Genomic DNA, 26,544 nt, shown 5'->3' with positions numbered 1-26,544 from the left:
GAAGGGAACGTTAAAGGCGGAGGTGAAACGACATGACAAAACGGCGAAAAGACCCATCTAAAGCCGGCCTAGGCGCTCCCAACGTGAAAGGGCAAGGAACAACTGAAACAGAAACAGGAACATATGAATTAGACTCCGCTCGCAAAAAAACAAAGACGCGCTAATGACAAAACTCGCAGCTTCACTGCGAGTTTTTTTTATCATATCAGAATTTGACTGCGATTTTTAAAGAGAACTGTCTAGCGCAAGCGCCCAAGAAGTTTGCCTGTTGAATCGACATTGATGCAACATTTGCACAAAGCATGACTTTGAAGCGTGGTGCTTGAGAGCTCCGGGGTCAAGCTGGCTTAAGGGAGAAGAACATTTGCCCATCGCAGGAGCCAAGGTGGCGAAATTAGAGGCACTTACGCTGTGCTTATGATCTCTTTCACATCCTACGGATACGTGAATGCTTTCCTTTTTATGATTCCGCAATACAACTATAAATAAAATAAATCAATGTCAGTAAGCTTGCCGCAAAAAAGATCGCATTCATGTTTGTTTCCCGCCTTTCTTATATATACATAGGTGAAAATATGGTAAACTACTTATACACCCATAGTATATACCATATAAAAGAAAAAAAGAAAACGGTTTTATACAGCAAGATAAGGGGGATGGAGTCATGAGGAAAGCAGAGCGCATGAAAGAATTTGGCACATCGGTTTTTAGTCAATTAGCGGCATATAAACAGTCGAAAATTTCCCAAGGTTATGACATGATTGATTTAAGTATCGGTAGCCCTGATTTACCCCCACCTTCTTTTATAAGGAAAACGCTTGCTTTTTACGCGAACAATCCAGATACGTATGGTTATACGTTGGAGGGAACGCACGAATTTCATGAAGCGGTCGCAAGTTATTACGAAATGAATCATCATGTATCTCTTAATCCGAACAAAGAAGTTGCTTGTTTAATGGGCTCTCAAGATGGCCTCGTTCATTTACCGATGGCGTTTGCGAATCCTGATGATGTGATTCTTGTTCCTGATCCGGGTTATACGGCGTATGCGACGGGAATTGCCATGGCCCAAGCTGTTCCTTTTTTTATGCCGCTTCGTAAAGAAAATTCGTTTCTTCCAGATCTTCAAGCCATTCCAGAAGAAATAGCGAAACGGGCAGCGCTCATGTTTTTAAATTTTCCGGGCAATCCTGTTCCTGCATTGGCGACGGAATCGTTTTTTGAAGAAGTCATTGAGTTTGCCAAACGATACGAAATCATCGTCGTTTCCGATTTTGCTTATAGTGAGCTTTATTATGATGGGCAGAAACCTATCAGCTTTTTATCGATACCGGGAGCAAAAGAAGTCGGTGTTGAGATGAACTCGCTTTCGAAAAGTTACAATATGGCTGGTTGTCGAATTGGCTATGTATGCGGAAATGAACAAGTGATTGAAGTGCTTACCCATTTTAAATCTAATTTAGATTACGGCGTATTTTTACCGATTCAAAAAGCAGCAGTGGCTGCCTTGACAAAGGGAGCATCGTTTTGTGAAGAAAATCGGAGAATCTATCAATCTCGTCGCGATCGCTTCATTGATGGGCTCATTTCGATGGGCTGGCATGTCGAGCGCCCAAAAGCGAGCATGTTTATATGGGCAGAAATTCCGAAAGGATGGACATCTGTTGAATTTGCTTATGCTCTCATGGACCGTGCTCATGTCGTCGTGACGCCTGGCCAAGCGTTTGGACCAAATGGGGAGGGATTTGTACGCATCGCTCTTGTTCAAGAGGAAGAGAGGCTTATGCAAGCGGTAGAGAATATGAAGAAGAGCGGAATTTTTACAGGATGAGGTGATAAAGTGCCAACCGACTACTACGTAGCAGAAATTTGAAGAGGGGGACTCGCGAGTGTCCAACAGTTCGAATGTGTACGTAATTTTGCCTTCAATTGCCCTCTGCATTAGGGGCAGGTTGACAGCTCCGACTACAAGACGCTTAGACGGTCTTTGTCTGCAAGAAAGATACACGATTAGGTTCAACGTTTTACGGCTGCAACGACTTCAATCTCATACGTTGAATTGTATTTATAACGCCGATACTGGAAAAGACAATATCCGCTTCCATGCTAGACAGGAACATCCGCCACAAGTGGATATTCGTTCGCATTTCACTACTATACGTATCGCAATGCGTTTCAAACTCATTATAAGCTAGGAAAAATTGATGGGGTAAAAATGCGTCACTGAAATGGTAAAGAGAACGGTAAAAGAAGTAGCCATGTCCATGCATTTCAACGTTTTCCTAATTTTATTCATTTCTCCGCCTTTCCTTGCATGCTATAATGTTTTAAAACTATCGATCATCATGATAGACAGCGAGTAAGACGGGGGAATGATAGATGAGACGGTTGGCTTTATTCGTAGGAATGATTATGCTTGTCGTTCCACTTCTTTCTTTTTCGCCTTATCCAGCAACTCACGGTGTACTGTTAAGTGCTAGTTCGCTTCGTTTGAAACATGTACCATCCTATGAAACATTGAAACAAATCATCATTTTACCAGATACATCATTTAACCATTCAGAAGCAAAAAAAATGATTAAAACGCTCTCGCATATCGATCCCCCTTTATTAAAAAAGATTGCTGATGAGCATATTTATGTAAAACTTTTTAACGGAAAACTTACTGATGAACCATCAGCACGCCATTTGCAGGGGAAAACGCCGCGTGGATACATATATTCTTCCGTCACGTGGGATGATGTTCCGGGTCTTGGCGGTTCTCATCTTGTCTTAGCGAAAATCGGCCATAGTGAGAAAGGAAGAGGGCACGGTTCAGTTAACTTGGAGTTGCACGAGTTGGCTCATTCTGTTGATTACATTGTATTTGACCGCATTCACGAAACTCCGGTATTTTTAATGATTTGGCAGGAAGAAGCAAGCCGCTTATTTCCTCATAACTACTATCTTTTACACTATCCTGAAGAATATTTTGCCGAATCGTTTGCCTATTACTATTATAATGACAAAACACGCGCCTATTTGAAAGCGACGGCACCGAAAACGTATCAATTTATTGATCACTTAGTGAAATAGAGCTCGAAAATGGGCTCTTTTTCGTTTATGATAGAGAGTGAGGTGAGAACATTGCAGCAATATTTACAATTATTAGAAGATATTTTAGAAAATGGAGTTCAAAAAGATGATCGTACAGGGGTCGGGACGTTATCCGTTTTTGGACGTCAGCTACGATTTGACTTACAAGAAGGTTTTCCGTTGTTAACGACAAAAAAATTACATATTCGTTCGATCATTTACGAGTTATTATGGTTTTTAAGCGGCAATACAAACGTTCGCTATTTGCAAGAAAATGGGGTCACGATTTGGGACGAATGGGCTGATGAAAACGGGGAATTAGGTCCTGTTTACGGAGCACAATGGCGTTCGTGGAAAGGCGCCGACGGAAAAACAGTCGACCAAATTAGCGAGGTCATTGAACAAATCCGAACAAATCCGAACTCGCGCCGTTTATTGGTAAGCGCATGGAATGTCGCGGAAATTGATAAAATGAAACTCCCGCCTTGTCATTACGCGTTCCAATTTTACGTCGCTAATGGGAAATTATCATGCATGTGGCAGCAACGCTCTGTCGATACGTTTTTAGGATTGCCGTTTAATATCGCAAGCTACGCATTATTAACACATATGATTGCCCAACAATGCGATTTAGAAGTTGGCGAGTTAATTTTTACAGGCGGAGATGTTCATTTGTATATGAATCATATCGAACAAGCGAAACTGCAATTAACAAGGGAACCGCGTCCGCTTCCAAAGCTCGTGATTAAAAGAAAACCGGCTTCGATCTTTGAGTATCAATTTGACGATTTTGAAATCGTGGACTATCATCCGCACCCGCATATTAAAGCGCCAGTAGCGGTGTAAAAAGGGGAGATACGATGATTTCTCTCATTGTTGCAATGGATAACAGTCGCGTCATCGGGAAAGATAACAAATTGCCGTGGCATTTGCCAGCGGATCTGGCTTATTTTAAAAAGGTGACAATGGGGCATCCGATCGTAATGGGACGAAAAACGTTTGAATCGATCGGTCGCCCTTTGCCGGGACGGGAAAATATTATCGTCACTCGAAATCGCTCGTTTCAACCAGGAGGATGTACTGTCATTCATTCCGTCGAAGGCATTAAACAAATCGCAGCGAAACGGAGCGATGAAGTATTTGTCATTGGCGGGGCGGAACTATTTGCAGCGATATTGCCGCTGGCGGATCGCCTCTACATCACGAAAATTGAAGCGAACTTCCCTGGTGATACGTTTTTTCCGGTATTTAACGAAGCGGAATGGCGCTTGATTTCCTGTGAGAAGGGACAAAAAGACGAAAAGAATCCATACGATTACTTTTTTCTTGTGTATGAACGCAAGTGTTAAAAGTGTTTCACTTGATGTGGAACACTTTTTTCTTTTGAAAAATCGAATAGAGACCGTACAGAAAAGGAACGATAAAATTATACGATCAAGGAAATGGAGGAATATGGATGAAACATGTCGTTCCATTAGCGCTAAAGTTCGTTTTATGGAGCACGGTCTTATTTTCGATTTTCACGATTTTTAATCCGCCGCTCCTTCTCATTTTTTTCATCGTTTTAGCAACAACAGTCGTTTCTTATGTGCTCGGTGACTTATTCGTATTGCCAAGTTTTGGAAATTTTTTTGCCGTCATTGCTGATCTTCCGTTGGCCTTCGCCGCTATTTGGTTATGCAGTTATGCTCTCATTGAGCCGACAATCAATATGGCGTATGCTTCTTTTTTTGCAGCGTTGGCAATTGCGGCGATTGAAGCGTTTTTCCATGTTTTTATGGAAAAACGCGTGCTCGATGAAACGGACGAACACAAGACGCCGCGATGGTTTGGTCAAGGGAGATGGGCGACAGAATTTGCCGAAGAATACGAAGAAAGAAAAGAAAGCGACGATCGCTCGTAGGCGAATCGCCGCTTTCTTCTAAATGTAAAAGAGTACACAAAAATACATCATCGCACTGCCACCGAGAACAAATACATGCCAAATCGCATGATGATAAGGAAGTCTTTTCCATAAGAAAAAGATCGCGCCAATTGTATATAATATTCCACCGCCTAACAATAAGGAAAAGCCGGCCGGCTTCAATAATTCATAAAGCGGCCGGATTGCAATAACCGCAAGCCACCCCATAAAAATATAAACAACAGTCGAGGCAATGACAAACCGATCGACGAAAAAAATTTTAAAGACGATGCCAACAACCGCAAGCCCCCAAACGATACCAAACAATGTCCAGCCAAGTGCACCGCGCAATAATAAAAGCGTAAACGGCGTATACGTGCCAGCAATGAGCAAAAAAATTGCTGAATGGTCAAAAATTTGTAAGAGCCGTTTTCCTTTATGCCAAAACAACGAATGTAGCAGCGTCGAACAAACATAAAGAACAATCATGCTCGCTCCAAAAATCGCAAAACTAATAATACGTGAAACATCTCCATATGCCGATATAAGGAGAATCACCAATGCAGGTATGCTGAGCAGCACCCCGAGTCCATGAGTCAGGGCATTGGCAACTTCCTCTTTCCAAGAACATTCCATTTTCTTCCCTCATTTTCATAAAATATTAGTTTCATTCTACTTCATTACAGCATAATAAACAATAAAAATTCATATCGGCCGCCAAAGGAGACGTAAGAATATGTTGACGTTAATTAAACGATCAGAAGTCTATGCCCCTTCGGGAATAGCTGGCGACAAAATTGGTTATATCAAAGACAATATTGATGTTCCAAAACAGCTCGTCAATATTAACGTCATTGATGCTGACGGAAAACTTGCTTTTTCCCGGATTTATTGACTCGCACATTCACATTATCGGTGGTGGGGGAGAAGGAGGCGATAAAACACGCACGCCGGAGCTAACGCTTACCGGCGCGACAGCTGGAATGACAACGATCGTTGGCGTAATTGGTACAGATGGAACTACGCGCACGATGCCTGACCTAATTGCCAAAGCGCATGCTCTTGAAGAAGAAGGAATCAGCTGTTATGTCCATACGGGTTCGTATCAAGTGCCAGTAAAGATGCTAACAGAAAAAATTGAAGATGATCTTATCTTAATTGACAACATTATCGATGTCGGCGAAATTGCCATTGCCGATCATCGTTCTTCCCAACCAACGTGGCAAGAGATGACGAAAATTGCAGCAGCTGCTCGGATCGGTGGCTTGCTTTCTGGAAAAGCAGGAATTGTCAACGTTCATGTTGGCGATAGTCAATCAAAATTAAAAGTATTAGAAGAGGTTGTGGAGTATACAGATATACCGATTTGCTAATTTCATCCAACTCATATCAATCGTAATCGTGATTTGTTTGAAGCGGGATTCGTTACGCGAAACAAAGGGATATGTCGATTTCACAACGAGCACGATTCCAACCTTTTTAGAACAAGGAGAAATCAAATGCAGCAAAGGGTTAAAAGAAATGTTAGCAACAGGTGTTTCCATCGAACAAATTACTTTTACATCCGACGGTCAAGCAAGTCTGCCGAGCTTTAACGAACGAGGAGAATTCGCTGGATTACAAAGTCGGGCGTGTTTCATTCCTTTACGAAGAAGTGTGTGCCGCGATTCTAGAAGAACAAATTCCGATTGAAATAGCGATTCGCGTCATTACCTCTAATCCTGCTGATCTCTTAAAGTTAACACAAAAAGTAAGTATATATCGAACAAGGCTGCACCGCTGATTTTGTCCTTGTCAATCAAAAAGACTTGCAAATTGATACGGTCATTTCCAAAGGAAAGATCATGGTTGAACAGCAAAATATCGTAGTAAAAGGGACGCTTTTATAAATTTTTCGAAAATTCTCTTTATTTTTTCTGAATTTGTGATATAATTTTCAAATTAAAAAAACAACATAGAAAGAAAGGAAACGAGAACATGGAACAACAGCTTAAACGAAAACAAGGAGCCGTATACGTAGAGGATATTTTAATTGCGCACCATACGTTAAAAGATGTTGTTTACCATACTCCTTTACAAAAAAATCCATTGCTATCGGAGCGGTATGGTTGTCATGTGTATTTAAAACGGGAAGATTTACAAGTCGTGCGCTCTTTTAAAATTCGCGGTGCCTACAACCGGATGAAACATTTAACCGATGAAGAACAAAAAAATGGGATCGTCTGCGCGAGCGCCGGAAACCATGCTCAAGGAGTGGCTTACTCATGCCGGGCGTTAGGAGTGCATGGAAAAATTTATATGCCGGCCACGACACCGCGACAAAAAGTCTCTCAAGTGCAATTGTTCGGAAAAGAAATGGTTGAGATCGTGTTAATCGGGGATACGTTCGATGATTCGTTTAATGAAGCAATAAAATGTGCAAGACAAGAAGGCCGGACGTTCATTCATCCGTTTGATGATGAGTATGTCATCGCCGGACAAGGAACAATTGGCGTAGAAATGTTAAACGATTGCGAAGAACCAATTGATTTTGTATTCGCTAGTATCGGTGGCGGCGGATTGATGGCGGGGCTTGGCACTTATGTGAAAAGCATTTCCCCAACCACAAAGCTTATCGGAGTTGAGCCGGAAGGAGCTCCATCGATGAAGGCTGCCTTGCAGCAAGGAAATGTCGTAACGCTTGAAGAAATTGATAAATTTGTTGACGGGGCAGCGGTCAAAACAGTCGGAGAGAAAACGTACGCGCTCTGTAAGGAGATGATTGATGACATTGTCATTGTTCCTGAAGGAAAAGTATGTACGACGATTTTAGAATTATATAACGAAAACGCGATTGTCGCCGAACCAGCAGGAGCACTTCCGATTGCTGCACTTGATTTTTATAAAGACCATATTCGCGGAAAAACAGTTGTGTGCGTTGTTAGCGGCGGAAATAACGATATTGACCGCATGCAGGAAATTAAAGAGCGCTCGATGATTTATGAAGGGCTGCAACATTATTTTATCGTCAATTTTCCGCAGCGCGCTGGTGCCTTGCGCGAATTTTTGGACGAAGTATTAGGTCCAACCGATGATATCACTCGATTTGAATACACAAAGAAAAACAATAAAGAAAATGGACCAGCATTAGTGGGAATTGAATTAAAACGCCGCGAAGATTACGCACCGCTCATTGAGCGAATGAAGAAAAAAGGATTTCCGTTCCAAGAAGTGAATAAAGATCCAAATTTATTCCATTTGCTTATCTAAAAAGTTTCCCGCATACAAAAAACGTCAAAAAATTTATAAATATTTCGCGCAATCCGACATACTTCTTCGCCGATTTCGTGTATAATAATAGTAAATCGGTGAAAAAAGAGGATTGATATTTTGCTATTCAAAAGCCTAGAGTTCAAAAATGCTTATGGACAGAAGGTAAAGATTATCGAAATCCCTGTATTGGAGGAAGATAACACGTATCGATTTATGATTCAAATGTGTTTAGAAACGTTTATCGCAAAAGTATATCGATCCCGTAACGTTCGTTCTGTTTACTCGTTTCGAGAATACTTGAAAAAAACATTAAAATGGCCTGTTTATGAGCAGATTTTTAAGACGGATATTTTGAAAAACAACGCATAAATCATGTCTAAAGTTGTTTTGCTTCGGCAAAACAACTTTTTTGTATATATCCTAGATTTTTATAGGAATTTTCCTTATTTAATTGTATAATAGTTACCAAGGCGTTATTTAGGAAGTGAATATATGAATAAAGTAAAAATCGTCACCGATTCAACTGTCGATGTACCGCAAGCGACATTACAAACGTATGGAATCGAAGTGATTCCATTAACATTTACAATAGGAAGCGACACCTATACCGATCGAGTCGACATTACTCCACAGGAGTTTATGAACAAAATGCGGGAAGCAAGCGAATTGCCGAAAAGCTCTCAACCTTCCGTAGGAGAGTTTCTCGAAGTATATAATCGTCTTGGTGAGGACGGATATGATATTCTTTCGATCCATATGGCGGGTGAGCTCAGCGGCACTGTTCGTTCTGCGCAACATGCTGCTACGCTAACCGAGGCGAAGGTGACCGTCATTGATTCCGAATTTATTTCGCTAGCGATGGGGTTTCAAGTCGTCGAAGCAGCAAAGTGGGCGGCAGAGGGAAAAAACGTCAATGAGATCGCTGAGAGGCTGAAGGAGATTCGCCGTCATACGCACTTATATGTAACAGTAGACACGCTGGAAAACTTAGTGAAAGGGGGCCGCATTGGGCGTGGAAAAGCGCTCATTGGCTCGTTGTTGAACATTAAGCCGATTGCTGCGCTGATGGATGGATTCTACACCCCGGTTGCGAAGGTGCGAAGCTATTCCCAACTAATTAAATATTTAACCAACCGATTTATAGAAGATGTATCAGAAAAAACGATTCGTACAGTAGCCATCGCTCATGCCGATGCGTTTGAGCTTGCTCAACATCTCAAACAATCGATCGTATCTGCCACCGGTTACGACGACATTGATATCGTCTATACGACTCCTGTGATTTCGACGCATACAGGCCCTGGAGCAATTGGATTTATGTACTATGCTGAATAAACGGAAAACGGGGGGTATCCATGAAAAAAGCACGAATCATGCTACTAATATGTGTATTACTCATTGTTTCCGCATGTGGAAAAACCATCCCAGACGCCAAAAATTGGCCGATTGCTGATTTTACGTTTACAGACCAAAACGGCCAACCATTTGGATTAGCTGATTTAAAAGGAAAAGTGTGGGTAGCTAGCTTCATCTTTACGCGATGTGCGGATGTATGCCCTCTAATAACAGCGAATGTGGCAAAACTGCAAAAGATGGCCAAAAAAGAAGGGGTGGACGTTGAATTTGTCTCATTTAGCGTCGATCCAGAAAATGATCATCCTCAACAATTAAAATCATATATCGAAAAATTTCACGCGGATGTTCGCCATTGGCATTTGCTCACAGGCTATAGTCAACAAGACATCGAAACATTTGCGCAAAAAAATTTTAAAGCGATCGTTCAAAAGCCGCAGAACCAAGATCAGGTCATTCATGGCACCGATATTTACCTTGTCGATCAGAAAGGAAATATCGTTCAATATTATAATGGTTTCAAAGATGTTCCGTATGAGCAAATTTTAGAGCATATAAAAATTTTACAATCGTCATAAAGGGGCAAAAATGTTCGCGCATTTTTGCCTTTTCGCGTTTCGATAGGGTAGGTGTAAATGGAATCATGAAAAAATGGGGATTATGTATATGGCTTATTCTTTTTTGTGCAGGTTGTTCCTCTACAGAAGCGATGAATATAGCAGATAGTCCGTTACGACAAGTTCACTTGTATCCTCTAACGATTGATCGTTATTTTTTCCCGAGAGATGTTAATGTGTTAGCGATCGGTGATTCATTGACAGAAGGAGTCGGGGACAATGATGATCAAGGTGGTTATGTTTCCCGGCTGCAAAAAAAAATGTTACAGCATAAAGGGATACGAGCGGTAACAGTGACGAATTTAGGAAAGAGAGGATTGCGCCTTTCGCAATTAGACGATGTCGTTGAAACCCATCCGCAAGCGGTCAAAGAAGCTGATATCATTTTTATCACGATTGGCGGTAATGATGTCATGAAAATCGTCCGCTCTCATTTATTCGATTTGTCATATTCGTTATTTGAACGGGAACAAAAAACATTTGTCAAGCGGCTTGATCGACTCATGGCAACGATTCGTACATGGAATGAAGATGCGACGATCGTGCTTATTGGATTATATAATCCATTTTCAAGCTCGCTTCAGGCGATCCCAGAAATCGACGACGTCATCGATTTGTGGAATAATGGAAGTAAAGAAGTAATTAGTCGGTATGATCATACGATTTTTGTTGATGTGAAAGATTTGTTTGATAACCGTGATGATGTACTTTATAGTGATCAATTCCACCCGAATGAATTGGGATATGAGCTTATTGCTACACGTGTTTATGAACAATTACAGAAGGAGAAGACATGGCTAGGGAGAATCGAACAATGAATTGGAAAAAGTGGTTTTTTGTTTTACTAACAATTAACATTGTGATTGTCAGCTTGTTCTTTTTTTTGATCTTTCAACCTTCTCAACCGTCCACATTGCCACCCGAGAAGAAAATGAAAGGGGCTACGTTCACGGTCTACTCTTCGAAGGAGCATGTGAATGCCGTCATCAATGACTATATTCGCAAAAAGACAAAAGACCATCCGCTACAGTACCGCGTTTGGCTCAGTGACCGTGTCTATGTCGCGAGCAAACTGCCCGTCTTCGGCCGGGACGTTGATTTAACGGTTTCTTTCGTTCCAAACGTCGTGCAAGGGGGGAATTTAGAATTACGTGACCCGGATATGTCATTAGGTGAATTGCAGCTTCCTGTTACGTATGTGCTCAAATATTTACAAAAGCATGCGCTCCTGCCGGAAGGGGTTATCATCGATCCGAACTATAATCGCATATATGTGGCACTTAACGAATTCCGCTTTGCAAATGGATATCAACTTTCCGCCAAGAAATTTGATTTACAGCATAATCAAATCGAGTTTACATTAACGGTTCCGGTCGGCAATGAGTAAAGAGGGCTTTTCTCGTTTGAAGCCCTCTTTGTTATTGCTTTACATGTTAATCCGTAAGCCTTTCGGATAAAAATTTTTGACCGTTCCTTTTACTTCCTTTCCCCAGCCGAGCGGGTAACCGTCAACGGTGATGAGGAGCCAGCCGCGGTCTTCGCCAGTCGATAACGTTTCCCCGCGCAAATATTTCATGCACTCGATATGATCGCTTTTTATATCGAGCGACTGCTGAACGTCATGACGTTGTAGCGCCAAAGCAAGGGCATGGTTCGGCTCAAAGCGCTGTTTTTTCAGCTCGCCTAAGTGTAAGCCGGCGCGCACGACTTTAAGGCCGTCAAAGCTCGGACAGTCCTCAGGCAAGGCAAAGAGATGGTGTTGGAATGCATACATTGTTTTTGTAATTTCAATTTGCAATGTTGCTTTTTCAAAGTTCCGGTAATCGCGTAATGCCTGCTTAGACACATTGGAAGAAGCGTATCTCCCCTTCCATACAGGTGAGGGGCCGGTTTTTTTCATTTTCGTAACAAAATGGCCTTCTCCTTGAAGATGGTGAGGCCAAAGCCGAGCTGTCCGCTCTATTGTTTCCAAACCAGTATTTGTCCACTCGCGCTTTCCTGATTGAATCCCAGCTGCTTTTTCAATCGGGACTAACACGATATCATCATGTTTTTGGAGAAACGCTTCAATCGTTTGTTCATTTTCTTCAGGGGAAAAGGTACACGTTGAGTAAACAAGGATGCCCCCTTCTTTTAACATTCGATACGCACACTCTAAAATATGCTGCTGCTGGCGGGCACACTGTTGAACATGTTCCTCGCTCCAATAGCGAATTGCCTCATCATCTTTCCGAAACATTCCCTCTCCAGAGCAAGGAGCATCGACTAAAATTTTATCGAAAAATCCTTCAAAACGGCTTGCAAGCTTTTCCGGCGTTTCGTTTGTCACAAGCGTATTTGTAATGCCAAGCCGTTCAATATTTTCTGACAATGCTTTGACGCGCTTCGGATGAATTTCGTTTGCCAGTAAAAAACCGGAATTCTTCATCATTGCCGCTAGCTGTGTTGTTTTTCCTCCAGGTGCCGCGCAAAGGTCAAGCACCTTCTCTCCCGGATTCGGCTGCAACGTTTCCGCGACAAACATCGCGCTTGGTTCTTGAATATAATAAAGCCCTGCTGCGTGATATGGATGTTTTCCCGGCTGTTCATGAGCATCGTAATAAAAGCCAGTCGGGCAAAACGGCACAGGAGAAAGTGCAAACGGGACGATGTCTAAAAAGGTATTGCGATCAATTTTAAGTGGATTGAACCGCAATCCGCTTGCTTTTTCTTCTTCATATGTGGCGAAAAAACGATGAGCTTCTTCCTGTAAAATTCCTTTCATTTTTTCAACAAATTCACTAGGTAACTTCAATGAACGAGCTCCTTTCTTTGTTTTATTGGCCGGTAAAAGAGGCTGCCCCTGTTGCGACTGGACAGCCTTTTAAATAAAGGTTTTTCTTTTGTTAAATAAGCCCTTCTAAGATGACAAGCATTTCTGCGGGTGAAAAGCATTTGGATTTGAGAGCGATTCGTTTTCTTATAACCATTTCACTTTTGGTTCTGTTTTATTAATAATTCGCTTAATGTTGGCGCGATGGCGGTAGAAAATAAACGCGGCTAATAAAGAAACGACAACCATCAATGGAATATCGTCGGTAAAGAAAATGGTATAAATGACTGCATACACTCCCGCTAGCATTGAAGATAGGGATACATATTTAGAAATATACAAAACGAGAAAAAATACAGCAAGAAGCGTTATGAACAGAAATGGTGAATAAAAAAGCAAAACTCCTGCCGATGTAGCAACCGCTTTTCCGCCGCGAAACCCGGCAAAAATCGGATATGTATGCCCAAGGACGGCAAACAGTCCGGCTAATAGCGGATGGACATGAACAGAAAACAACACCGGCAGACTTGCCGCCAATGTTCCTTTTAAAATATCTCCGCTTGTTACAAGTAATCCCGCTTTGACCCCTAACACGCGAAATGTATTTGTTCCTCCTAAATTTCCGCTTCCATGCTCGCGAATATCGATTCCGTATCCAACTTTCCCGACAACAAGTGCAAACGGAATCGACCCAAGAAGGTAAGCTAACATAAGTATCAACGTTTTTGTAATCAATCTTCATACACCCTTTACTCATCAAATTCCCGCATGATTTTATTTTACCATGCATTATAAAAAACGCTAGATACGAAAATAGTATCCGTGCTAAAGGAGTAATAGTCGTTTGGTGAAAGAAGGCATAAAGAAGGAAAGGGAACTCATCCGACGTTTGATGACATATATGTGTACTAGCAACAATCTACATGGCGAGATGCTGTAAGTCGATGCTGTTAACTGGATTTGTTGTGATCGTTTTATTTTTGTATGCACTCGGTTTCATCGGATGTTCTACATTTCAACGCAATAAGATTGTATCGTATTCGAAATCATTCAAAGCCCCTTCGTACTGGATAGATATTTGATAGGTTTTGTTTTTGACGATCACGATGTCGATGTTTTCCTCTCGAACTAACGAGCAAACTGCTTTCAAATATACCTTTTTGCAAATATTTCTTTTGTTATCTGCTACGAGCAATCTATAGTTCTAATTTCATATATCAAATGGATTGTATATTTTTATTATTTTTTAAATTCTAAAAATTAATTGAAAAATACTCAAATGAGTGGTTTAATAATAAATGTAAATATATAACATATTGGATGTGTAATATTAGAAAAGTAAGGTGGTGGATTTGTGAATGTAAAAAATCTCCACAAAAAAAGCGTCAGGATCAGTTGTAAAAAACTGAAAAAATGATAAAGTATGGAGCATTTCAGGTAGGTGAAAAATTCCCTTCCGTCCGTGAGCTTTGTCATTTATTCGATAAAGAGAAAAGGATCGGTTGGTGTGAATGTGAAATAGGGGAAGGGAGCGTTATTGGTGGATTTGATTCGAGAAAACTATAACCATATGTTGCTTCCGAACTCTAGAGATATTAATGAGCTTTTTCAATGTAGAAAATAAAGACTGGTATAGAGCGGAAATAGCTGTATTAAATCGGTTAGAGAGGGGATAGTTCGAGCATTTCTGTAGATTTATAGAAACGGTGTTTCTTATTACGAAACGTTAGGGGGTATTGGTGTTGATCGCTACAGAACTTTTAACAGAATTAATGTCTATTCTACCTGAACAACAAATTCGAGCATCCGGAAGTGAAAATCATCCGCTAGGAAATGATGGGAGAGTGACTGTATATCCGAAATCAGAAGAGGAAATCGCAACCGTCTTGAAATACGCCAACGATAATGGAAAAACCATTTCGATTGTTGGAGGAGGAACGAAAAGAGGGTTCGGCGGGCTGATTGAATCTGCTGACATCTTACTCTCATTAGCGGATTATACAGGAATTGTAGAACATACAGTTGGCGACATGACATTAACAGTTAAGTCAGGTACACCTTTTAAAGAATTGCAAGAGTATTTGTCAAAATATCATCAAAAAATTTCACTAGACCCTGCCTGGCCGGAGTATGCAACAATTGGAGGAATCATTGCAGCGAATGAAAGCGGTCCCAAACGCCTTGGTTATGGATCTGCCAGAGACGCAGTGATTGGAATAAGAGTGGTTTATCCGAATGGAACAGTGATTCGGACAGGTGGAAGGGTGGTAAAAAATGTTGCCGGCTATGATATGAACAAACTATTTATCGGTTCAATGGGTACGCTAGGAGTCATATCGGAAGTGACACTGAAGCTTCGGCCGCTGCCAAAGTATGAAAGTCTTATTTTACTATCTTTCCTAGAAGAGAATCTTGAGGAGATTCGATCATTTGTCATCAAATTTTTAGATTCAATGATGGAGCCTACATCTCTTGAGTTGTTAAGTCCATCTTTATCAGAAAGGGTAATGGGGCAAAATCTTTATACATTGGCGATTAGTTTTGAAGATGTCGAAAGTTCGGTCCATTACCAAGAGGATTTTGTAAAAAACATTCAACCTGCGAAAACAAAAATGACGATTTTTCAACAAACAGAAGCCCAGTCGTTTTGGGAGCAATTTTATAGAATCGGGCCGAATGGTACAAAGTATGTTGTTAGTGAAGAAATAGAGGCAGCTTTGAAAATAGGTGTAGTCAATCTCGATGTTCTCCAAGTCATAAAAGAAAGCCAAATCTTACAAGATTCCTACAATGTAGCGGTCGCAGCTCATGGTGGACTAGGTCACGGATTGTGTCAAGTATATTTAAAAGGCGCAAACGAAGATATCGTATCCGCAATCAATCAGCTAAGAGATTTTGTTACACGACTGGGGGGATACGTGATTGTGAAACATTTGCCTCTTTCGCTCCGTCAGAAAGTAGACGTTTGGGGAGAAAAACCATCGTATTTCTTCCTATTAGAAGGAATTAAATCGAAGATAGATCCAAACAGAGTTCTTAATCATAAACGGTTTGTAGGGGGGATATGACGTGAGTTTAAGAGAAAGTGATTTAAAGCAAGAACCAGCATGTACAATCAATAGATTAGGAAACTATCTTTGGAGCGACCTGCCGGATGAAAACAAATGGGCAGATTGTGTTCATTGCGGAATGTGCTTGGAATCATGCCCAACTTATGAGCAAACAGGTCAGGAACAGCATTCTCCCCGCGGACGTGTCCATCTTATTAAATCGGTTGCTGAAGGAAAGCTTGAAGTCAATGAAGCTTTTGCAGATCCGGTTTTTGCCTGTCTCGATTGCCGTGCATGTACCACCGCCTGCCCTGCTGATGTCGATGTCGGAGGGCTCATCGAAGAGGCACGAGGCCAAATTCGCCAAGCGCTGCCATTAACCGGCTGGAAAGGAGCTGTAAGCAGATTTTTCCTTGAAGGAGTATTTCCGCATCCAAGTCGTCTGCATCTATTAAGCAGTTTGTTGAAATTTTATCAAAAGAGCGGATTGCAAAAGGTGGCGCGCAAAACGCGGCTTATCAATATCATGCCGAAACATTTAGTGGAGATGGAAGCGATTTTGCCCAAAGTCAAGCAGCCAGTGCGCAAAAAATACAAACATGCGGGTGTCATTAAAGCAAAAGGGGAAACAAGGCGGACTGTTGCACTTTTAACCGGCTGTGTGATGGATGTGATGTTCAGTGATATTAATGAAGCTACGATTAATGTATTAACACGTAATGGAAATGACGTTATCATCCCGCAAAATCAAACGTGTTGTGGAGCACTGCATGTTCATGCGGGTGACCGTGAAACGGGAAGAAAGCTTGCGAAGCAGAATATTGAAGCGTTTAAAGATGTTGATCGAGTCATTGTTAACGCAGCTGGCTGCGGATGTATGTTGAAGGAATATCCAGAATTGTTCCGTGAAGACCCAAAGTGGCGTGAGAAAGCAGAAAAGTTTTCTTCAAAGGTAGAAGACATTTCCAAATATCTTCATGACACAGGATATGAAAAGCCAAAAGCAGAAATAAAGACGCGGATTACGTATCATGATGCGTGTCACTTAGCACATGGTCAAGGAGTGCGTCAGGAGCCGCGCGATATCCTGCTTAGCATTCCTGGGGTGGAAATGGTTCATATGCCAAATGCTGACCGCTGCTGTGGAAGTGCTGGTATTTACAATATTACCCATCCAGAAATGGCTGAAGCCGTACTCCAAAGTAAAATGCAGAATGTTCCTGAAGATGTGGAAATCATTTCAATGGGCAATCCCGGCTGTATGCTTCAGATGGCAATGGGAGTCCTAAAATACGGAAGAAATCAAAAAATTGTTCATACCGTTCAGTTACTAGACTGGGCATATCAAAAAGAAGACAGCTTAAAGGAGGTTAAGTAATGGCGGTAGCAAAAGAGGTCGAAACAAAAGATAAACATATAAAAAATCTAGCAAATATTGTTGGTGGGGCTCAGTCGATTCTTTACAAAAAAGAAGATTTGCTGGCGTATGATTGTGATGGCTTTACGATTCATAGGCATTTGCCTAAAGCGGTTGTTTTTCCAAAAAACACACAAGAAGTCGCAAATGTTGTGAAATATTGCCACGAAAATAATTTGCCCTTCCTTGCTCGTGGAGCCGGTACAGGTCTAAGTGGCGGGGCTATTCCGCTAAATGGCGAGGTTATTATTAGTTTAGTAAGAATGAAGCGTTTATTAAGTGTTGATCTAGAGAATAGACGTGCTGTGGTAGAACCGGGTTTTGTCAACATTAAGCTGACGAACTCCATTTCTGATAAAGGATACTATTATGCACCAGATCCTTCGAGCCAGTATTGCTGTACGATCGGTGGAAATGTCGCTGAAAATGCTGGAGGAGCACACTGCCTTAAATACGGCGTTACCACGAACCATATTCTAGGGCTAGAGGTTGTTTTGCCAAACGGAGAAATCATTGAAATTGGAAAAAATGGGATCCTTGATCCGCCTGGATATGATTTACTGGGACTATTAACAGGATCAGAAGGGACGCTGGGGATTGTTACAAAAATAACGGTTCGAATTTTGAAAAACCCCGAAGCAAAACAAACGGTGTTGGCTTATTTTGATAAGGTTTTAGATGCAAGCCAAGCCGTATCTGACATCATCTCAGCAGGTATTGTTCCGGCTGCCCTTGAAATGATGGATAAAATAGCCATTGAAGGTGTTGAAGCTGCTGCGTTTCCTGTAGGTCACCCTAAGGACATCGAAGCGCTATTGCTTATTGAAGTTGATGGAATTTCTGCCGGTATCGATGAACAGATTCATCAAATTTTGCAAGTATGTAAAAGTAGAAATGTTCGTGAAGTGAAAGTAGCCCAAGATGAGCAAGAAAGAGCAAGATGGTGGGCGAATCGCAAAACAGGATTTGGGGCAATGGGAGCTATTTCTCCGGACTATTTAGTACAAGACGGGGTTATTCCGCGAAGCAAACTGCCTGAAGTGTTGAGTAGAATCAACCAAATTAGTGAAAAGTATGGTCTGCGCATCGCTAATATTTTTCATGCCGGAGACGGAAATCTTCATCCGCTTGTGCTTTTTGATGCGAGAAAACCGGGCGAAACCGAAAAGGCACTAGAGGCTGGAAGTGCATGTTTGCAAGTATGTGCTGATGTTGGCGGGTCGATTACAGGTGAGCATGGGGTTGGAATTGAGAAAAGAGAAGAAATGCTCTTTATTTTCAACGATGAAGAAATTATCGCGCAGACGGATATTCGTGATGTGTTCAACCCTAAAAATCTATTAAACGCCGGAAAATTATTTCCGACACCGGGACGCTGTGTAGAAGTAAAGAAAGGGATGAAAGAAGTGATAACATCATCAAAGCATAAAATTTTATAAAAAATTAATTTTAAGAAAATTATTGAAATAATTTTGGCTCTGTGATATTATTTTTTAAACAAATTACAAAACAGTGTTTTGTAATAACAAACAAAGACCGTTTTTTCTGCCGCACAAACAAGTACTCTCACTAAATTGATCATTATGAAAAGGAGGAAATGTTTTTATGCAAGACTATATGAAAGTAGGCAACCTTCAAGTCGCCCGCATTTTCTATGAGTTTATCAATACGGAGGTTCTTCCTCAAAGCGGAGTAGACAGCGGACAGTTCTGGGCGGATTTAGAAACGTTAGTAAAAGAGTTGACGCCGAAAAACAAGGCACTGCTTGCCCGCCGCGATGAAATTCAAGAAAAGCTCAACGAATGGCACCGGAAGCATAGAAAAAATTTGGATTTCAATAAGTATAAATCATTTTTGCAGGAGATTGGTTATTTAGAACCGGAAGTAGAAGATTTTCAAATTACGACTGAAGGAGTAGACGATGAGATCGCTTTACAAGCTGGTCCACAGTTAGTTGTCCCGGCAAGCAATGCCCGCTATGCGCTGAACGCAGCGAATGCGCGTTGGGGAAGTCTTTATGATGCGCTTTACGGGACGGATGCGGTCAGCGAAGAAGATGGCGCCCAACGCAAGGATCATTACAACCCAGTCCGCGGCGAGAAAGTGATTGCCTATGCAAAGCAATTTCTTGATCAAGCTGTACCGTTAAACGAATACTCTTATAGAGATGCTGTCAAGTACGCCGTCGTCGATGGAAAATTGTCTGTTTCGGTCAAGGGAGACCAGACGACGAGCCTTCAAGATGAGGAAAAATTTGTCGGCTATCAAGGAAATCCGGAAGCCCCATCGGCAATCTTGCTGAGAAATAACGGATTGCATATTGAAATCCAAATCGATCGCAGTCATCCTGTTGGCAAGACAGATGCGGCGGGTGTGAAAGATATTTTATTGGAAGCAGCGGTGACGACGATTATAGACTGCGAAGACTCTGTCGCTGCCGTCGATGCGGAGGACAAGGTGCATGTATACCGTAACTTGCTGGGTTTAATGAAAGGAGACTTGACAGCGACATTCGCAAAAGGCAATAAAACAATAACGCGCACGCTCAATCCTGACCGCATTTATACAACGCCGAATGGAGAAGAATTGACATTGCCGGGCCGTTCACTCATGTTCGTCCGCAACGTTGGACATTTGATGACGAATAATGCGGTGTTAGATCAGGATGGACAGGAAATTTTTGAAGGAATTTTGGATGCGGTTGTCACAAGTTTAATTGCAAAACATGATTTATTAGGAAATGGCCGTTATAAAAATTCTTCTAAAGGATCAATATATATTGTTAAGCCGAAAATGCATGGTTCAGCAGAAGTAGCTTTTGCCAATGAGTTGTTTGATCGTGTTGAAGACATGCTTGGGCTGGAGCGAAATACAATTAAAATCGGCGTCATGGACGAGGAGCGCCGCACAACGCTGAACTTGAAAAACTGCATTTACGAAGTAAGAGACCGCATTGTGTTTATTAATACTGGTTTCTTAGATCGAACTGGCGATGAAATCCATACTTCCATGGAAGCCGGACCGATGATTCGAAAAAATGATATGAAAACATCAAAATGGCTGCAAGGCTACGAGAAATCCAATGTAAATATTGGCCTTGCCACCGGTTTCCAAGGCCGTGCTCAAATTGGAAAAGGAATGTGGGCGATGCCGGATATGATGGCAGAGATGCTGAAACAAAAAGGCAGCCAGCTTCAAGCAGGTGCCAATACGGCATGGGTACCTTCGCTAACTGCGGCAGTATTGCATGCTCTTCATTATCATCAAATCGATGTAACAAAAGTACAAAACGAATTAGGAAAAGAATTTAAAGATTTCCGAGATGATATTCTCCAAATTCCAGTTGCTGAAAATCCTCAATGGAGCCCTGAAGAAATTCAGCAGGAACTAGACAACAATGTTCAGGGCATATTAGGATATGTTGTTCGCTGGGTGGAGCAAGGAATTGGCTGCTCAAAAGTGCCTGATATTAATAATGTGGGACTGATGGAAGATCGCGCTACACTGAGAATTTCCAGCCAACACATTGCTAACTGGCTTCACCACGGAATTTGTACGAAGGAACAGGTGCTTGAGACATTAAAGCGTATGGCAAAAGTGGTCGATGAGCAAAACGCCGGCGATCCAGCATATCAACCAATGTCTAAAGACTTTGATAACTCGGTGGCATTTCAGGCTGCTTGCGATTTGATTTTCAAAGGTTATGAGCAGCCAAATGGTTACACTGAGCCGATACTGCACCGCCGCCGCTTAGAGGCAAAGGCTAAATTTGCTGTAAAACAGTAGCCGTATCCGTATATAACAGGGCATTCTAATCAGTTAGGGTGCCCTGTTATAAAATTATTTTTTTATATAGGGAGCTGTGGCTATGCAAAACCTTCGGGAAAAGTCGCTAGAACTTCATAAGCGGTTTAAAGGAAAATTAAGTGTGGGTGTTAAGGTTTCTGTGGAAGATGTGAATGATTTGAGTTTAGTCTATTCTCCAGGGGTAGCAGAGCCTTGTAAAGAAATTTACCAGAATCCAGAAAAGATTTATGATTATACCATTAAAGGGAATTTAGTAGCGGTTGTTTCCGATGGGTCTGCGGTATTAGGTTTAGGGAATATTGGTGGTGGAGCGGCGATGCCGGTAATGGAAGGAAAAGCAGCTTTATTTAAAGTATTCGCTGGCATTGATGCATTCCCGATTTGTTTAAACACCAATGATCCAGAACAAATCATTCAAATTGTAAAATCACTAGAACCAACTTTTGGTGGAATTAATTTAGAAGACATTTCAGCACCGAATTGTTTCATTATTGAAGAACGATTAAAAAGAGAAATGAATATTCCTGTTTTTCATGATGACCAGCATGGAACAGCAATTGTGACAGCGGCTGGGCTAATTAATGCGTTAAAGGTTGTGAACAAGCGCATTGAAGACACGAAGGTTGTTGTAAATGGGGCTGGCGCTGCTGGCATCGCAATTGCTAAATTGCTTGTAAATATGGGTGTCCAAGATATCATCCTGTGTGATTCAAAGGGAGCTATTTATAAGGGACGCCAAAATGGGATGAATCCAATGAAAGAATTTGTTTCTGAAATCACTAATAAAAGCAACGTTAAAGGAAAATTACATGAAGTAATAAAAGGTGCTGACGTGTTTATTGGTGTATCTGTAGCTGAAGCGGTAACGCCAGAGATGGTGAAGTCGATGAACAAAGACGCGATTGTTTTTGCGATGGCAAACCCGGTCCCAGAAATAATGCCAGAGGTTGCAAAGGCAGCCGGAGCAGCTGTCGTTGGAACAGGCCGCTCAGATATGCAGAATCAAATAAATAATGTGCTTGCATTCCCGGGGGTTTTTAAAGGAGCATTGCGGGTATTGGCTTCTGAAATTAATGAAGAAATGAAGTTGGCGGCTGTTTATGCAATTGCCAACTTAATCGAGCCTGAAGAACTTAGCAGTGATTATGTGATTCCGCATGCGCTTGATAAAAGAGTTGTAGAAGCAGTGGCGTATGCTGTTGCTGATGCAGCTATAAAAACGGGAGTTGCCCGTAAAATAGATTTAGAACCAGTTTGAGAGGAGTCGTTCGATGAAATTTACGAGATTCACCGTAAATGCTGAAGTTTATGCAGGTGTAATAGCAGATGGTACTATAAGAGAAATTAAGGGAGATATTTTTGGGGATTGGGAGTATACGGGAAAAACATTCCCTAAAGGCGAGGTAAAACTTCTCGCACCTTTAGAGCCGAACCAAATCATTGGGATCGGTGCAAACTACGTTTCAAAAGTTGAAGATCTTCCTGATGAATTCCCGAAAATTCCAGTATTTTTCTTTAAACCAACATCGTCAGTGATTGGACCTGAAGAAGAAATTGTCATTCCAAGAGGTATTGATCAAGTTAAGTTCGAATCAGAATTAGCAATCGTTATTGGGAAAGAAGCAAAAAATGTTCCTGAATCTGAGGCTTTAGATTATGTGTTTGGTTATACCATCGGAAACGACGTAACTGCCCCTCAATATTTCCATCAGGATGGCCATTGGACAATCGGTAAAGCGTTTGACACATTTACTCCATTAGGCCCTGTTATTGAAACAGAGCTTAATCCCTTTAATGTGAATGTTACAGCAACGCTTAACGGCGTTGAGAAACAAAACAGTCCAACTGAATTAATGATTATACCAATTCATAAAATGATCTCCTATCTTACGAATGTAATGACACTGAAGCCGGGAGATGTCATCTTAACGGGAAGTCCAGTGGGAGCAGAGTTCGTAGGGGCAGGAGATGTAATTGAATGCGAGATTAAAGAGATTGGAATTCTTCGAAATACGTTTGTAGCTGCGAAGGAAAGCGCCAAAATTTTTTAGTGACCTATCAAATGCCCGGTGACGATGTGTTATAATATATAAATAACCTAGAGGTGAGCGGATTATGGAAAGAGATAATATGGTAAAGTCTGTAAGCCGAGCATTGGATATAATTAGTATAGTAAGTTCGAAAAAGGACGGTTTAGGAGTTACAGAAATCTCCAAACAAATGGATATTAATAAAAGCTCTGTTTATCGAATCCTGTCAACTCTTGTTCAGTATGGATATATTGAGCAAGATAAAGAAACAGATCGTTATAAGCTTGGCTATAAATTTTTAGAGATTAGTTCAAAGTTGCTGGAATCAATCGATCTGAGAAAAGAGGCAAAACCATACTTGCAGGAGCTGGAAAGTGAAACGAATGAAGTTATCCATCTTGTTGTATATGATCAAGGGGAAGTTATCTATATCGAAAAATTAGAAGGAACCGAAACCTTACGCATGCATTCTAAAGTTGGAAAAAGGGCTCCGATGCATTGCACCGCAGTGGGAAAAGCTATCCTTGCTCATTTACCGTATAATGTTGTGTTAGATATTCTTGAACGTAAGGGAATGCCGATGCATACAGATAAAACCATTACTGACAAGGATGAGTTCCTCAAAGAACTGATTCAAGTGAAGCAGCAAGGGTATGCGCTTGACTTAGAAGAAAATGAATACGGAATTAGATGTATTGCAGTACCTATCTTTGACCATTTAGGAAGAGTCATTGCGGCTGTTAGTGTTTCTGGGCCAACAATTCGTATGACGGATGAACGAATCGAACAACTTCAAACGCGGATGCTGCAAATCGGCAAACAAATTTCAGCAAGGCTTGGATATACGAGCGAAATTAATGAATAAGATTTACTCGATTTCTTTGAAAAAAGATATATCGAGTAAATTTTTTGTAATAATTAATCAATATCATTTACAATGTTTACAAAATAATGTGTATAGTCGCAATTAAGTGGTTTTGGTTCTTATATTAATAAAATTGCTTTATTCACAACCATAATTATTTTTGCATTATGAAACAGAAAGCAAAAAATGTTTTACGAGTGCTGGAATGTTAGCTTTTATATATCATCGTTGTAATTTTTCTAAGTCGGCCTTAGATTGATACAAATAATTGGTTTCTTTTGCAAAAGAAGATTCAGTTTCTCTTATAGGGGCTTATTAGGAAGAAAGCAGCGGAGAAAATATTAATGAACCGTCTTCAGAAATGGGGCTGTTACAACCTTCCTCTTTGATTTTAGGAGAATACTATTAGAAATTGGCATTCTGTATAAAAGCATGAAAAGTAAGAATGCTGAATAAGTAGTGACATAAAAAATTGAAGGGATTGAAATCAATGAAAACAACAGTAACATGGACGGGACAAATGGCTTTTTCCGGTACCACTCCATCAGGACATGAAATCAAAATAGATGCGGCGGAGGAAGTGGGAGGACAAAATCGTGGAGCAAGACCTACGGAATTGCTTTTACATGCAGTTGCAGGATGTACAGGAATTGATATTATTTCGATTTTGCAAAAGATGCGTTTAGAGCCTACTTCTTTTCATATGGAAGTAGAAGGAACACGCGCAGAAGACCATCCGAGACGATTTATACATATTCACATTCATTATGCATTAGAAGGAGAGTTACCTGAAGATAAAGTGGTTCGCGCCATTCAGCTGTCGAAAGAGAAGTATTGTTCAGTTGCTCATTCACTAAATGCCAAGATTACGGTGAGCTATTCAATTAACGGCGTTGCCGGAAAGAAAAATTTATAAGCGGGCAACAAGATATGTGTGAAAACCGTTAAAAATTCGTCATTTGTAGGAAATTTATTGTATAACAAAAACTCGCCGCATGGAACATTCTCTTTTTGATGATGGGGCGGCTGTTTCGGGAAAACTTATAAAATGCCTTTGATCGATCTTTAGAGAACAAATAAGGATTAGGTAGTGCTGCACTTGCAGACCGCTATTAGATAAAATTTAAGGCTGAATACAAAGTTTTTAACTAGTTCGTATGGAATGCAGACATTTGCAAAACCCAAGAACCATACGATCATGATTGATAAGCCTCCAGTTATGGGTGAACAAGATAGCATTATTAAGTTCTCTTGCTGGATGTGAAAATGTGGCAGCCAACCTAGTGGTGGAAGAATTGAACATTGACTTGCAAGGAAGGAATTTTAGCTCCAAGAAGATCATGGGCGATCCGAATGTGGAGCTATATTTTCAGAATGTAACCATCAATGCAAAAGGAAAAACGGGAGAATCACAGAAACGAACTGAAGGATTGAAGCGAATAACTTGATCTGGTTACACGGCTCTTTAGGCAGCTGGGGGTAAACTGGAATCGAATCCCCCTTGGTTGAACAAAGGGGGGATTTGCTCTCTATTAACGGAAAGGGACTGTGGTAAGCCTATAGATCATGCTTATATTTATTCCTTGCCCATAATGCGGTACATTGGCTGAATTTGTTCTAAATCGTGTAACAATGCTTTTATTTCGTCTTGGGAGAGACGAACAAGCATTTGGTCATAAAGGGTAACGATTTGACCATCTGTTTCGTTCTTATGTTTTTTCAAATAATCGTATAGTTTTCTTAATTGATTTTCCTTTAAAACAGATTCAACGAAGAAATTTTTTATTTTTTGTATATAAAAAATGTTCAGCTTCTCATCAAATTCCCCTGAAATAATGTGTCCATTCATGTAAGGCACCATTTATCACTCCTCTATATAAGCAACATATTTATGATTAGTTTACCCTAATTTCTCGAGGACAAAATTAGATATTTGAGGAGATATGCAGAGGGAATATACTTTTAAATTGCTCGCAGTATATTTCGATCACCTGAAACAGTAAAATTATTAAACAAGGTGATTCCGAATGAAACGTAATATATATCGATGCAGCTGATGACTTTTTCAGAGGGATATGTTGGCCAATTATGGCAAGGATCTGATCAGTTTGTGGACAGTTTTTGGGCTGAAAATTTAATGGGGCTTATTTTGCTAAGGACTGCCGCGATGGTAAGTACTATCATATCTTAAACGGAATTGTTCGAGACCATAGGAGTCATGTATTAGTGTTGAATCTAATTTCCTTTTGGATTCTTCGCTGTTCATTAACATTTCTTGGCTCAGCGGTTGGGAAAAATAGAATTTCTCTCGGAATGGGGATCAGCTTTATGATCAGCAGTATCATTGCTTTCTCGTACTATCG

At 40.9% G+C, this 26,544-nt stretch carries 28 protein-coding genes and 1 pseudogene; 25 read left to right on the top strand and 4 right to left on the bottom strand.

The features are described from left to right. The first annotated feature begins 32 nt into the window (after positions 1-32). The 7 genes and pseudogenes from HNR31_RS12980 (at position 33) to HNR31_RS12950 (ending at position 4,978) form a co-directional block, all read left to right on the top strand. Positions 33-164: a YuzL family protein gene (locus tag HNR31_RS12980; protein ID WP_181556656.1), complete on the top strand. Its 132-nt coding sequence runs from the start codon at positions 33-35 to the stop codon at positions 162-164. A 500-nt stretch (positions 165-664) separates the two neighbouring features. Then, positions 665-1,831, top strand: a complete 1,167-nt coding sequence (locus HNR31_RS12975) for an LL-diaminopimelate aminotransferase (protein ID WP_181556655.1) — start codon at positions 665-667, stop codon at positions 1,829-1,831. Positions 1,832-2,158: 327 nt separating this feature from the next. After that, positions 2,159-2,227 (top strand): annotated as a pseudogene (locus HNR31_RS19345) (hypothetical protein); the annotation flags it as partial. A gap of 152 nt (positions 2,228-2,379) precedes the next feature. Beyond that, the gene (locus tag HNR31_RS12965; protein ID WP_181556654.1) at positions 2,380-3,075 is read left to right on the top strand and encodes an anthrax toxin lethal factor-related metalloendopeptidase; all 696 of its coding nucleotides are present in this window, start codon (positions 2,380-2,382) and stop codon (positions 3,073-3,075) included. 51 nt (positions 3,076-3,126) lie between these two features. Next, complete coding sequence (thyA, locus tag HNR31_RS12960; RefSeq protein ID WP_181556653.1) at positions 3,127-3,921, top strand: thymidylate synthase; 795 nt, start codon at positions 3,127-3,129, stop codon at positions 3,919-3,921. A gap of 14 nt (positions 3,922-3,935) precedes the next feature. Further along, positions 3,936-4,424: a dihydrofolate reductase gene (locus HNR31_RS12955; protein ID WP_181556652.1), complete on the top strand. Its 489-nt coding sequence runs from the start codon at positions 3,936-3,938 to the stop codon at positions 4,422-4,424. A 107-nt stretch (positions 4,425-4,531) separates the two neighbouring features. Further along, on the top strand, positions 4,532-4,978 hold the full coding sequence (locus HNR31_RS12950; RefSeq protein ID WP_181556651.1) for a YndM family protein: 447 nt from the start codon (positions 4,532-4,534) through the stop codon (positions 4,976-4,978). Positions 4,979-4,996: 18 nt separating this feature from the next. Here HNR31_RS12950 and trhA read toward each other — a convergent pair whose 3' ends face one another. Beyond that, positions 4,997-5,614, bottom strand: a complete 618-nt coding sequence (gene trhA, locus HNR31_RS12945; protein WP_181556650.1) for a PAQR family membrane homeostasis protein TrhA — start codon at positions 5,612-5,614, stop codon at positions 4,997-4,999. A gap of 100 nt (positions 5,615-5,714) precedes the next feature. On the opposite strand from trhA, the gene HNR31_RS19340 reads away from it, so the two are divergent. The 9 genes from HNR31_RS19340 to HNR31_RS12910 all read left to right on the top strand — a co-directional run bounded on the left by HNR31_RS19340 (position 5,715) and on the right by HNR31_RS12910 (position 11,587). Continuing rightward, positions 5,715-5,873 carry a hypothetical protein gene (locus HNR31_RS19340; RefSeq protein WP_374058311.1) on the top strand — a complete coding sequence of 53 codons (159 nt, stop codon included), beginning with the start codon at positions 5,715-5,717 and terminating at the stop codon, positions 5,871-5,873. Continuing rightward, complete coding sequence (locus HNR31_RS19335; protein WP_374058310.1) at positions 5,851-6,351, top strand: amidohydrolase family protein; 501 nt, start codon at positions 5,851-5,853, stop codon at positions 6,349-6,351. The genes HNR31_RS19340 and HNR31_RS19335 overlap by 23 nt, the downstream gene beginning before the upstream one ends. Before the next feature lie 161 nt (positions 6,352-6,512). Further along, complete coding sequence (locus HNR31_RS19330) at positions 6,513-6,761, top strand: hypothetical protein (RefSeq protein ID WP_374058309.1); 249 nt, start codon at positions 6,513-6,515, stop codon at positions 6,759-6,761. Positions 6,762-6,955: 194 nt separating this feature from the next. After that, positions 6,956-8,227 (top strand): threonine ammonia-lyase IlvA, encoded by a 1,272-nt coding sequence (ilvA, locus tag HNR31_RS12935; protein WP_181556649.1) that lies wholly within the window; start codon positions 6,956-6,958, stop codon positions 8,225-8,227. A 120-nt stretch (positions 8,228-8,347) separates the two neighbouring features. Further along, positions 8,348-8,599: a YpmP family protein gene (locus HNR31_RS12930; RefSeq protein ID WP_181556648.1), complete on the top strand. Its 252-nt coding sequence runs from the start codon at positions 8,348-8,350 to the stop codon at positions 8,597-8,599. Between the two features lie 123 nt (positions 8,600-8,722). Next, positions 8,723-9,565, top strand: a complete 843-nt coding sequence (locus HNR31_RS12925) for a DegV family protein (protein ID WP_181556647.1) — start codon at positions 8,723-8,725, stop codon at positions 9,563-9,565. Positions 9,566-9,585: 20 nt separating this feature from the next. After that, positions 9,586-10,161 carry an SCO family protein gene (locus HNR31_RS12920; RefSeq protein WP_181556646.1) on the top strand — a complete coding sequence of 192 codons (576 nt, stop codon included), beginning with the start codon at positions 9,586-9,588 and terminating at the stop codon, positions 10,159-10,161. Between the two features lie 65 nt (positions 10,162-10,226). Further along, entirely contained in the window at positions 10,227-11,018 is a 792-nt protein-coding gene (locus HNR31_RS12915; RefSeq protein ID WP_181556645.1) for an SGNH/GDSL hydrolase family protein, read from the top strand. After that, positions 11,015-11,587, top strand: coding sequence for a YpmS family protein (locus tag HNR31_RS12910; protein WP_181556644.1), 573 nt, complete (start codon positions 11,015-11,017; stop codon positions 11,585-11,587). Before HNR31_RS12915 ends, HNR31_RS12910 begins: the two co-directional genes overlap by 4 nt. A 39-nt stretch (positions 11,588-11,626) precedes the next feature. On the opposite strand, the gene HNR31_RS12905 is transcribed toward HNR31_RS12910, so the two are convergent. After that, on the bottom strand, positions 11,627-12,994 hold the full coding sequence (locus tag HNR31_RS12905; RefSeq protein ID WP_181556643.1) for an RsmF rRNA methyltransferase first C-terminal domain-containing protein: 1,368 nt from the start codon (positions 12,992-12,994) through the stop codon (positions 11,627-11,629). A gap of 165 nt (positions 12,995-13,159) precedes the next feature. Further along, entirely contained in the window at positions 13,160-13,723 is a 564-nt protein-coding gene (plsY, locus tag HNR31_RS12900) for a glycerol-3-phosphate 1-O-acyltransferase PlsY (protein ID WP_220129533.1), read from the bottom strand. A 1,031-nt stretch (positions 13,724-14,754) separates the two neighbouring features. Between plsY and HNR31_RS12895 the strand changes: the two genes are divergently transcribed. From HNR31_RS12895 to HNR31_RS12855, 9 genes are all read left to right on the top strand, one after another. Beyond that, on the top strand, positions 14,755-16,080 hold the full coding sequence (locus HNR31_RS12895) for an FAD-binding oxidoreductase (protein WP_181556642.1): 1,326 nt from the start codon (positions 14,755-14,757) through the stop codon (positions 16,078-16,080). A 1-nt stretch (position 16,081) separates the two neighbouring features. Further along, positions 16,082-17,440: a (Fe-S)-binding protein gene (locus HNR31_RS12890; RefSeq protein WP_181556641.1), complete on the top strand. Its 1,359-nt coding sequence runs from the start codon at positions 16,082-16,084 to the stop codon at positions 17,438-17,440. Continuing rightward, positions 17,440-18,918, top strand: a complete 1,479-nt coding sequence (locus HNR31_RS12885) for an FAD-linked oxidase C-terminal domain-containing protein (protein ID WP_181556640.1) — start codon at positions 17,440-17,442, stop codon at positions 18,916-18,918. Before HNR31_RS12890 ends, HNR31_RS12885 begins: the two co-directional genes overlap by 1 nt. 166 nt (positions 18,919-19,084) lie before the next feature. Further along, positions 19,085-21,265: a malate synthase G gene (locus HNR31_RS12880; RefSeq protein ID WP_181556639.1), complete on the top strand. Its 2,181-nt coding sequence runs from the start codon at positions 19,085-19,087 to the stop codon at positions 21,263-21,265. Positions 21,266-21,347: 82 nt separating this feature from the next. Continuing rightward, positions 21,348-22,544 carry an NAD(P)-dependent malic enzyme gene (locus tag HNR31_RS12875; RefSeq protein ID WP_181556638.1) on the top strand — a complete coding sequence of 399 codons (1,197 nt, stop codon included), beginning with the start codon at positions 21,348-21,350 and terminating at the stop codon, positions 22,542-22,544. A 13-nt stretch (positions 22,545-22,557) separates the two neighbouring features. Further along, on the top strand, positions 22,558-23,337 hold the full coding sequence (locus tag HNR31_RS12870; protein ID WP_181556637.1) for a fumarylacetoacetate hydrolase family protein: 780 nt from the start codon (positions 22,558-22,560) through the stop codon (positions 23,335-23,337). A 64-nt stretch (positions 23,338-23,401) separates the two neighbouring features. Next, positions 23,402-24,181 (top strand): IclR family transcriptional regulator, encoded by a 780-nt coding sequence (locus HNR31_RS12865; protein ID WP_181556636.1) that lies wholly within the window; start codon positions 23,402-23,404, stop codon positions 24,179-24,181. Positions 24,182-24,671: 490 nt separating this feature from the next. After that, positions 24,672-25,097 carry an OsmC family protein gene (locus tag HNR31_RS12860; protein ID WP_181556635.1) on the top strand — a complete coding sequence of 142 codons (426 nt, stop codon included), beginning with the start codon at positions 24,672-24,674 and terminating at the stop codon, positions 25,095-25,097. 352 nt (positions 25,098-25,449) lie between these two features. Then, positions 25,450-25,629 carry a hypothetical protein gene (locus tag HNR31_RS12855; RefSeq protein ID WP_181556634.1) on the top strand — a complete coding sequence of 60 codons (180 nt, stop codon included), beginning with the start codon at positions 25,450-25,452 and terminating at the stop codon, positions 25,627-25,629. 128 nt (positions 25,630-25,757) lie between these two features. On the opposite strand, the gene HNR31_RS12850 is transcribed toward HNR31_RS12855, so the two are convergent. Beyond that, a complete protein-coding gene (locus HNR31_RS12850) occupies positions 25,758-26,030 on the bottom strand; it encodes a hypothetical protein (RefSeq protein WP_233414595.1) in 273 nt (90 codons plus the stop codon). Positions 26,031-26,544 lie beyond the last annotated feature (514 nt).

The sequence above is a fragment of the Thermaerobacillus caldiproteolyticus genome, assembly GCF_013761245.1.
GTDB lineage: Bacteria > Bacillota > Bacilli > Bacillales > Anoxybacillaceae > Thermaerobacillus > Thermaerobacillus caldiproteolyticus.
Note: the sequence above shows the minus strand (reverse complement) of the source record. Positions and strands in the feature narration are given on the sequence as shown.